Below are 9,507 nucleotides of genomic sequence, written 5' to 3'. Positions count from 1 at the left end.
GCCCAGAGGCTGGGTATCAGCAAGATCAAAACGGAGCTGGACGACTTGTCCCTAAAATATCTGGAGCCGGAGGTTTATTACGATCTGGTGGACAAAATTGCCGTGCGCAAAAGTGTCCGGGAAAAATATATCCAGAGTATTGTGGATGAGGTCAGCGAGCACATTGCCAATGCAGGCATCAAGGCAAAGGTGGACGGGCGGGTAAAGCATTTCTTCAGCATCTATAAAAAGATGAAAAACCAGAATAAAACCCTGGATCAGATTTACGATCTGTTTGCCGTCCGGATCATTGTGGACACCGTGAAGGACTGCTATGCAGCCCTGGGTGTTATCCATGAAATGTATAAGCCTATTCCGGGGCGGTTTAAGGATTATATCGCCATGCCCAAGCCCAATATGTACCAGTCTCTGCACACTACGCTGATTGGCACCAACGGACAGCCATTTGAGATACAGATCAGAACCTTTGAAATGCACAAGGCGGCGGAATACGGTATTGCCGCCCATTGGAAATATAAAGAGGCCTCCGACGGCAAAAAGGTGGAGACCCAGGAAGAGGAAAAGCTGGTCTGGCTGCGCCAGATTCTGGAGTGGCAGAGGGATATGTCTGACAACAGGGAATTTATGAACCTGTTAAAGAATGACCTGGATTTGTTCTCCGACAGTGTGTACTGCTTTACTCCTACAGGAGAGGTGAAGAACCTTCCAGCGGGCTCTACGCCCATTGATTTTGCCTACAGCATTCATTCGGCTGTGGGAAATAAGATGGTGGGAGCCAGAGTGAACGGCAGGCTGGTCACCATCGACTACGAGATCAAAAACGGCGACCGCATTGAGATCATTACCTCTCAAAACTCAAAGGGCCCCAGCCGGGACTGGCTGAATCTGGTAAAAAGCACCCAGGCCAAAAATAAGATCAATCAATGGTTTAAGAATGAGCTGAAGGAAGACAATATCATCAAGGGTAGAGAGCTTCTCCAGTCCTACTGCAAAACAAAATCCATCAACCTCTCCAGCTTGTTAAAGCAAAGCTACATGGAAGCGGTGATGCGAAAGTACGGCTTCAGGGACTGGGATTCGGTGCTGGCCGCCATTGGACACGGAGCTTTGAAAGAGGGACAGATTGTAAATAAGCTTCACGAGCTCTATGACAGAGAGCACAAGAAGGAGCTGACAAACGAGGAGGTGCTGGCCAATATTGCGGCCAATACGGATACTCTGCCCTTGATGCACGCCAGAACCAAGTCAAAAAGCGGCATTGTGGTAAAGGGAATCGCCGACTTGTCGGTGCGCTTTTCCAAGTGCTGCTCCCCTGTGCCGGGGGATGAGATCGTGGGCTTTGTCACCCGGGGGAGAGGCATCTCCATACACAGGACGGACTGCATCAATATCATCAATCTGCCGGAGATAGAGAGAGCCAGGCTGATCGACGCGGAGTGGCAGGTGCCAGAGGATGCCCAGGCTGAGAAGTATGTGGCGGAGATCAAAATATTTGCAAACAACAGAAACGGTCTGCTGGCAGATATCTCCAAGGCATTGACAGAGAAAAATATAGACATTCTCTCCATGAACACCCGTACCAGCAAGCAGGGACTTGCCACACTGCAGACCACCTTCGAGATTGGAAGCAGGGAAGAGCTAAACCGGGTAATAGACAAGATCAGAGGAATTGAGAGTGTGATTGATATCGAAAGGACGACTGGATGATGGGTGAAATAAAAATCGGGAGAATGGTGCTGGGATCATGCCAGACCAATTGTTATTTTTTATACAGGACAGGAGACAGCCGGGTTCTCGTGGCCGATCCTGCAGATCAGGGGGCGGCAATCTTTGACACCCTGAAGAAAAACGGATTTTGCGTTGTGGGCATTTTGTTGACCCATGGACATTTTGACCACATTTGGGGCTGTGAGGAGCTGCGAAAAAGGGCAAATGAGGATGCGGCAGAGCGGGGAGCGGAGCCTGTGCTTGTCTATGCCTGCGAGGCGGAGAGAGCGCTTTTGGGCGACGCTGTGAAAAATGTGTCCAAGATGGCAGGCAGGCCCTGTACCCTGGAGGCGGACGTTTATGTGAAGGACGGAGAGGAGATTGCTGTGGCCGGAATGACCTGCAGGGTGATCGCCACTCCGGGACACACGGCGGGAGGCTGCTGTTACTATTTTGAGGAGGCAGGTTTTCTTCTGTGCGGCGACACCATTTTTCTGGAATCTGTGGGAAGGACGGATTTTCCCACAGGAAGCATGGGAACCTTGATCCGCTCCATAAAGGAGAAGATTTTTACCCTTCCAGAGGAGACCAAGCTTTACCCGGGACATGGGGATGGCACCACAGTGGGCCATGAAAAGAGCTATAATCCTTTCTGCGTATAGCTTGCAGAAAAATATTTTTGAACAAAATCGCAGCGCTTTGCTGCGATTTTTGCAGACCAGAAAACGGAGATAAAAAATGGAATCTACATTGCTTGTAAGCTTAAATGATCCCTCCTTTGAATATGATGTGCACGCGCTGGTGAAGGCCTTTTATCCTGACAGGAACGTGAAGGTGCTATCCGGAGAGAGGGAGGAGCGTTTTTTTGCGGAAATTGAGATAGGGGAAGGCGGCGCCAGAATCTGCCTGGAGGGACGAGAGCATAAATGGCAGGCGAAAGAAGAGGAGAAAAGGTCTGTACCGGAGACCAGGAGCGACTTTAAAAATGGCTTTAAGGCATTTCTCTATCAGGTGCTTTGCAGGGAAACCGGAAGAAAGCTGCCCTGGGGGAACCTGACGGGAATCCGGCCCACGAAAATTGCATACGGAATGCTGGAGCAGGGAAAGAACAGACAGGAGATCATGGACTACTTAGAGGATAAACACTTTGTCAGCAAAGAAAAAGCCGCTCTCAGCATTGATATCGCAGAGAGGGAGCGGGAAATCCTGTCAAAGATATTATGCGAAGACAAAGGCTATAGCCGAGACTATAGCCTTGGCTATAGTCTTTATGTAGGCATTCCTTTTTGTCCCACCACCTGCCTGTACTGTTCCTTTACCTCTTATCCCATTGGGGGATATCGTAAGATAGTGGACCGCTATGTGGACTGTCTCTTAAAGGAACTGGAATATGTGGCCCGCAAATACCAGGGAAAGCGGCTTGACTGTGTATATATAGGCGGGGGAACCCCTACCACGCTGGAGGCGGAGCAATTAGACAGACTGCTTTCGGGGATAAAGCATTTTTTTGATTTTTCCCAGGTGAAGGAATTTACGGTGGAGGCAGGAAGGGCGGACAGCATTACGCAGGAAAAGCTTTCCGTGCTTAAGGAAAAGGGAGTGGACCGCATTTCCGTCAATCCTCAGACCATGAAGCAGGAGACTCTGGATCGAATCGGCAGAAAGGCTTCAGCGGCCCAGGTGGAGGAGGCATTTTTTTTGGCGCGGCAGATGGGCTTTGACAACATCAACATGGATTTGATTTTGGGACTTCCGGGGGAGCTTGCGCAGGATGTGCAGTACACCATAGACCGGGTGGCAGAGCTTGGCCCGGACAGTCTTACGGTGCATTCCCTGGCGGTAAAGCGGGCCTCTAAGCTGAACCAATGGATACAGGAAAACGGAATTTCCATGCTTAAAAATACGGATGAAACCATGGAGATTGCAGAAAAGGGGGCAAGGCGGCTTCACATGGAGCCCTACTATTTGTACCGTCAGAAAAATATTTCGGGAAATTTTGAAAATGTGGGCTATGCAAGGCCGGGGAAATATGGGCTTTACAATATTTTGATTATGGAAGAGAAGCAGACCATTATAGCCTGCGGTGCGGGAAGCATCTCAAAGCTTGTGCTGCCGGACGGCAGGATTGAGCGCATCAGCAATGTGAAGGACGTGACGCTTTACATTGAGAAAATTGATGAGATGATTCAGCGCAAGGAAGCATTTTAGGAGCAAGGGAGGACGGCGCATGGTATCGGCGGCAACAATTATAACAGTTTCCATCACATTATTTATCTGTCTGGTTTTACCTGTGATCGTGTATCTTGTATATGGCATAAAAAACAAGGGAAAGGGGGTCTGGACGGCATGGCTTTTGGGCGCGGCGGGCTTTTTCGTATTCCAGATTCTCTTAAGAAGCCCCATTTTAAGCGTGCTTTCCATGACTTCCTGGTTTACGGCCTTTGCAACAAAACACTATGTATGGTATTGCCTGCTTCTGGCCCTTACGGCGGCGCTGTTTGAGGCGGCGGGCAGATATATTGCAGCCAAGCTTATGGGGAAAAGACTGACCTATGTAAGAGGTCTGGCGGCAGGCTTAGGCCACGGCAGCATTGAGGCGATGGTGATTGTAGGGCTGACCTATATCAATAATTTAGTGTACATTATCATGATCAATACAGGAAGCTTTGACGCTGTGATAGAGCAGACGGCGGCGCTGGGGGTGGATACCACACAGCTTTTAGCGGTGAAGGAGAGCCTGGTGAATGCGAATCCGGGCATATTTTTGTTAGCGGGCTATGAAAGAATTCTCACTGTAATCCTGCATATGGCGTTAAGTATGATTGTCTGCTATTTTGTCAGCCAGAAAAAGGATATTGTGGGCGTTGGGGCATGTGTCCTGATTCACGGGACAGTTGATTTTATAGTGCCCCTGGTAAACGGCATGGCATCGGAATATCTGGGCAATGTGATATCTGTGTCTTTGGCGTATCTCATGATATATACCTTCCTGACGGCAGTTGCAGTATTGTCTGTAATGGTCATACGCCGAATCCGTCTGCGCTGGGCAACTGCGGCTTGACAGCATCCCGGAAAAACTATATCATGGAATAGATAAATTTGGATGAAAGCGAGAGATGGCATGGCACTTAGCAAGAAGCCTGTGACAGGCATGAAGGACATTCTGCCGGAGGAAATGCAGATCAGGGATTATGTGATAGGCGTGATCAAGGATACCTACGGCAGGTTTGGATTTACGTCCATAGAGACGCCCTGTGTGGAAAACATTGCAAATTTGACCAGCAGGCAGGGCGGCGATAACGAGAAGCTGATTTTTAAGATTCTGAAGCGTGGGGAAAAGCTGAATGTGGAGGCGGCCGTATCCGAGGAGGAGGTTGTAGACAGCGGGCTTCGCTATGATCTGACTGTGCCCCTGGTGCGCTATTATTCCAACAACGCGGCGAAGCTTCCCACTCCCTTTAAGGCGCTGCAGATGGGAAATGTCTGGCGGGCGGACAGGCCCCAGAGGGGAAGATTCCGCCAGTTTATGCAGTGCGACATAGATATTTTGGGAGAGCCCTCCAATCTGGCGGAGATTGAGCTGATTTTAGCCACCACAACCACCCTGGGCAGGCTGGGCTTTCAGAAATTCCAGATACGGATCAACGACAGAAGGATACTGAAGGCCATGGCGGCGTACAGCGGCTTTGACGAGAAGGATTTTGACAGCGTATTTATCACTCTGGATAAGAGGGATAAGATCGGCCTTCCCGGTGTGGAAAAGGAGCTTTTGGACAACGGCTTTGAAAAGGGCTGCGTGGAAAAATATCTGGCCCTGTTTGAGGGACTTTCTGAGGCAAAGGACGGCATAGCCTATCTGGCGGATGCGCTGGGGGATTTTCTGGAGCCGGAGGTAAAAGGAGGACTGCAGGAGATCATAACAAGCGTAGATGCTGCAAAGAGTGCCGACTTTGAGATGGTGTTTGACGCTGCCTTAGTGAGAGGAATGTCCTATTACACGGGAACTATCTTTGAGATAGCCATTCCGGAATTTGGCGGAAGCTGCGGGGGAGGCGGGCGCTATGACAAAATGGTTGGAAAATTTACCGGAAATGATGTGCCGGCCTGTGGTTTTTCCATCGGCTTTGAACGGATTATCATGCTGCTAATGGAGAATGGCTTTCAGGTGCCAAAGAAGCCGAAACAGATCGCTTATCTGATTGAAAAGGGCGTGGAGGCAGATGCCCTGGGGCAGATCATTCGAAAGGCCCAGGAGGCCAGAAAAGACGGCAGCCAGGTGCTGGTGGTGCGTATGAACAAAAACAAAAAATTCCAAAAAGAGCAGCTGGAAAAAGAGGGCTATGAGGAATTTGTGGAATTTTATAAGAATCCCCTTAAAAATTAAAAGTGCGGACGAAGAGAGAGGTAAATTATGGCTGAGTCGATGAAAGGCTTAAAAAGGACATGCCGCTGCGGGGAGCTGTCTGCGGCGAATGTGGGAGAGAGCGTTACCGTTATGGGCTGGGTGCAGAAGCAGCGCAATAAGGGCGGTATCATATTTGTGGATTTGCGTGACAGAGCAGGGATTCTGCAGGTTATTTTTGAGGAGAGCGAGTGCGGAGCCGAAAGCTTTGCAAAGGCGGAAAGGCTTCGGAGCGAATTTGTGGTGGCAGTGACGGGAAAAGTGGAGAGACGCCAGGGCGCTGTCAACGAAGGCCTTGCCACCGGAGAGGTGGAGGTGAGGGCAGAGCAGATCAGAATCCTCTCTGAGGCCCAGACGCCGCCCTTTCCTATTGAAGCGGATTCCAAGACCAAGGAGGAGCTGCGTTTAAAGTATCGTTATCTTGACCTGCGCAGGCCGGATCTGCAGAAAAATCTCATACTGCGCAGCAAAATCGCTGCCAATATCCGCCGCTTTATGGAATCAGAGGGATTTTTGGAGATCGAGACGCCCATTCTGCAGAAATCTACGCCGGAGGGAGCCAGAGATTACCTTGTGCCAAGCCGTGTGCATCCAGGCGCCTTTTATGCGCTGCCTCAGTCTCCCCAGCTGTTTAAGCAGCTTCTGATGTGCTCTGGGTATGACCGTTATTTCCAGATTGCAAAGTGCTTTAGGGACGAGGATCTTCGTGCGGACAGACAGCCGGAATTTACTCAGGTGGACTTGGAGATGTCCTTTGTGGATGTGGACGACGTGATCGACGTGACAGAGCGGATGGTGGCCAGGGTATGTAAGGATGCCATCGGAATTGATGTGCAGCTGCCCATCAGACGCATGACCTGGACGGAGGCCATGAACCGTTTCGGCTCGGATAAGCCGGATACCCGTTTTGGCATGGAACTGGTGGACGTTTCGGAGACCGTCAGGGGCTGCGGCTTTGGCGTGTTTACCTCCGCCCTGGAAAACGGCGGCAGTGTCCGGGGGATCAATGTAAAAGGACAGGCCGGGATGCCCAGAAAGAAAATCGACGCTTTGGTGGAGTTTGCAAAGGGATATGGCGCAAAGGGGCTGGCCTATTTATCGGTACAGGAGGATGGAACCTACAAATCCTCCTTTGCAAAGTTTATGACAGGGGAAGAGCTTGAGAGACTGGCTGGGGCAATGGAGGCAGAGCCTGGAGATCTGCTTTTGTTTGCGGCGGATGGTTTAAAGAATGTGTGGGCTGTTTTAGGGGCTCTTCGCTGCGAGCTGGCTGGGCAGCTGGGGCTTATTGATAACGACAGATTTGACTTCTTGTGGGTGACGGAGTTTCCTCTGCTTGAGTGGAGCGAGGAGGAGAACCGTTTTACGGCCATGCACCATCCCTTTACCATGCCCATGGAGGAGGATCTTCCCATGCTGGAGACGGATCCCGGAAGGGTGCGGGCAAAGGCCTATGATATTGTATTAAACGGTGTGGAACTGGGGGGCGGCAGCGTCCGTATCTTCCAGGATGACATTCAGGAGAAAATGTTTGAGGTGCTGGGCTTTACCAAGGAGCAGGCATGGGAACGGTTCGGCTTTTTGTTAAATGCCTTCCGGTACGGTGTGCCTCCTCATGCGGGACTGGCCATCGGCATGGACCGGTTTGTGATGCTTTTGACAAAGGCGGAGAGCATTCGAGAGGTCATTGCCTTCCCTAAGGTAAAGGATGCCTCCTGCCTGATGACAAACGCTCCCGATGTGGTGGACGATGCACAGCTTGCAGAGCTGCATCTGCAGATTACTGGGGAATGAGTGCGCAAAAAAGTACAGGCGTTTTGAAAAAGGAGGCTGGCGGAGCTGGTAGATTTCCGACAGCCTTCTTGTACTTAAAGCACAGATGAAGAGAGGAACTGCTGGAAAAATATGGAGGAACGGTTTTATCTGCTGTCTCTGAAAGGGGCAGATGGGCAGGGGGAAGATTTTTGGCTGGAATCCATCCTAAAGGGGCTGGATCAGGAAAGGCGAAATCGTATCCAGAGCATAAAAAATCCAAGAAAACGGCTGGAAAGCGCCGGCGCTGGACTTTTGCTTCAGCTGGCCCTGCAGGAAGCGCTCCTTTCAAAAAGAGAAGAGGAGACCGTTTCTTCTTTGACCTTGCAGGAGCTTTTGGATCGTGCGGGGGAGCCCCTGCCCTTGCATTTTGCTTATGGGGCACAGGGAAAGCCCTATGTGACAAATTACCCGTATTTCTTTAGTCTTTCCCATTCCGGTGATTATGTGCTGTGCGCTTTTTCCCAAAGGGAGATCGGAGCGGATATCCAGCAGGAGAGGGACTGTCCTGTGGAAAGACTGGCAGAGCGTTTTTTTTCCCAGGAGGAAAGGAGACGGTTTGCCGGATACGCTTCGGAGAGGGAAAAGAAGAATTATTTTTATGAGTGCTGGTGCCGCAGGGAAGCCTATGGGAAGCTGACTGGCCAGGGAGTGGGGAAAAATCTGGGAAGCTGTATTGACGATAAAGCCCATTGGATTATGCTTCCCAGCCCGGAGGGCTACTGCGCTGCAGCCTGTATGCAGCTTTGTGAGAAAGAAAAATAGGAGATTTGGTTTTAGATGAGGAGATTGCTTGTTTATTTGAAGGATTATAAAAAAGAGTCTGTGCTGGCGCCGCTTTTTAAGCTGCTGGAGGCTCTTTTTGAGCTGCTGGTTCCCCTGGTGATGGCGGGCATCATAGACAGGGGAATTGCACAGGAGGATATGGGATATATCGCTCAAATGGGGCTTTGTCTTTTGGCTCTGGGAGCGGTGGGGCTGGTGTCCTCCATTACCGCACAGTATTTTGCGGCCAAGGCGGCTGTGGGATTTGCCACAAAGCTGCGGCAGTCTCTGTTCGACCATATTCAGTCCTTAAGCTTTACCAATCTTGACCGGGCGGGAACCTCCACCCTGATCACACGGATGACCAGTGACATCAATCAGGTGCAGTCCGGGGTGAATATGGTGCTGCGCCTGTTTCTGCGTTCTCCCATCATTGTGTTTGGCGCCATGATCATGGCTTTCACCATAGATGTGAAGAGCGCGCTGGTGTTTGCAGTGGCGATTCCGGCCCTTGGAGTTGTGGTTTTTGGAATTATGCTCTGGACTATTCCGCTGTATAAAAAGGTGCAGGCTGGTCTGGACCGGATACTTGGGATCACAAGAGAGAATCTCACAGGAGTGCGTGTAATTCGTGCCTTTCACCAGGAGGAGCGGGAAAAGGAACGCTTTCAGGAGAATAATCAGGCTCTTGCCGCCCTGCAGATGTTTGTGGGGAAGATCAGCGCCTTCATGAATCCCGTGACCTATGTGATCGTAAATGGCGCCATAATTCTTCTGATTTATATTGGAGCCATTCAGGTAAATGTGGGAAACCTTACCCA

8 protein-coding genes are annotated in these 9,507 nt (G+C 50.6%); all 8 read left to right on the top strand.

The features are described from left to right. Positions 1 to 1,707, top strand: a 1,707-nt coding sequence (locus tag AC1WIP_RS06680; RefSeq protein WP_481141119.1) for a RelA/SpoT family protein, incomplete at its 5' end; no start/stop codon positions are given. Beyond that, positions 1,704 to 2,369 (top strand): MBL fold metallo-hydrolase, encoded by a 666-nt coding sequence (locus AC1WIP_RS06675; RefSeq protein WP_481141118.1) that lies wholly within the window; start codon positions 1,704 to 1,706, stop codon positions 2,367 to 2,369. The genes AC1WIP_RS06680 and AC1WIP_RS06675, both read left to right, overlap by 4 nt. 76 nt (positions 2,370 to 2,445) lie before the next feature. Continuing rightward, a complete protein-coding gene (gene hemZ / locus AC1WIP_RS06670; protein ID WP_481141117.1) occupies positions 2,446 to 3,915 on the top strand; it encodes a coproporphyrinogen dehydrogenase HemZ in 1,470 nt (489 codons plus the stop codon). A 19-nt stretch (positions 3,916 to 3,934) separates the two neighbouring features. Then, positions 3,935 to 4,768 carry a YhfC family glutamic-type intramembrane protease gene (locus AC1WIP_RS06665; RefSeq protein ID WP_481141116.1) on the top strand — a complete coding sequence of 278 codons (834 nt, stop codon included), beginning with the start codon at positions 3,935 to 3,937 and terminating at the stop codon, positions 4,766 to 4,768. 60 nt (positions 4,769 to 4,828) lie between these two features. Next, on the top strand, positions 4,829 to 6,091 hold the full coding sequence (gene hisS / locus AC1WIP_RS06660) for a histidine--tRNA ligase (RefSeq protein ID WP_481141115.1): 1,263 nt from the start codon (positions 4,829 to 4,831) through the stop codon (positions 6,089 to 6,091). A 27-nt stretch (positions 6,092 to 6,118) separates the two neighbouring features. Further along, positions 6,119 to 7,903 carry an aspartate--tRNA ligase gene (aspS, locus tag AC1WIP_RS06655; RefSeq protein ID WP_481141114.1) on the top strand — a complete coding sequence of 595 codons (1,785 nt, stop codon included), beginning with the start codon at positions 6,119 to 6,121 and terminating at the stop codon, positions 7,901 to 7,903. A gap of 111 nt (positions 7,904 to 8,014) precedes the next feature. Further along, a complete protein-coding gene (locus tag AC1WIP_RS06650; RefSeq protein WP_481141113.1) occupies positions 8,015 to 8,686 on the top strand; it encodes a 4'-phosphopantetheinyl transferase family protein in 672 nt (223 codons plus the stop codon). Positions 8,687 to 8,701: 15 nt separating this feature from the next. Then, a partial coding sequence (locus AC1WIP_RS06645; RefSeq protein WP_481141112.1) for an ABC transporter permease occupies positions 8,702 to 9,507 on the top strand: 806 nt, incomplete at its 3' end.

This window comes from Acetatifactor sp. (assembly GCF_982438285.1).
The sequence above is the reverse complement of the archived record's forward strand: the minus strand, read 5'-3'. Positions and strand labels throughout refer to the sequence as shown.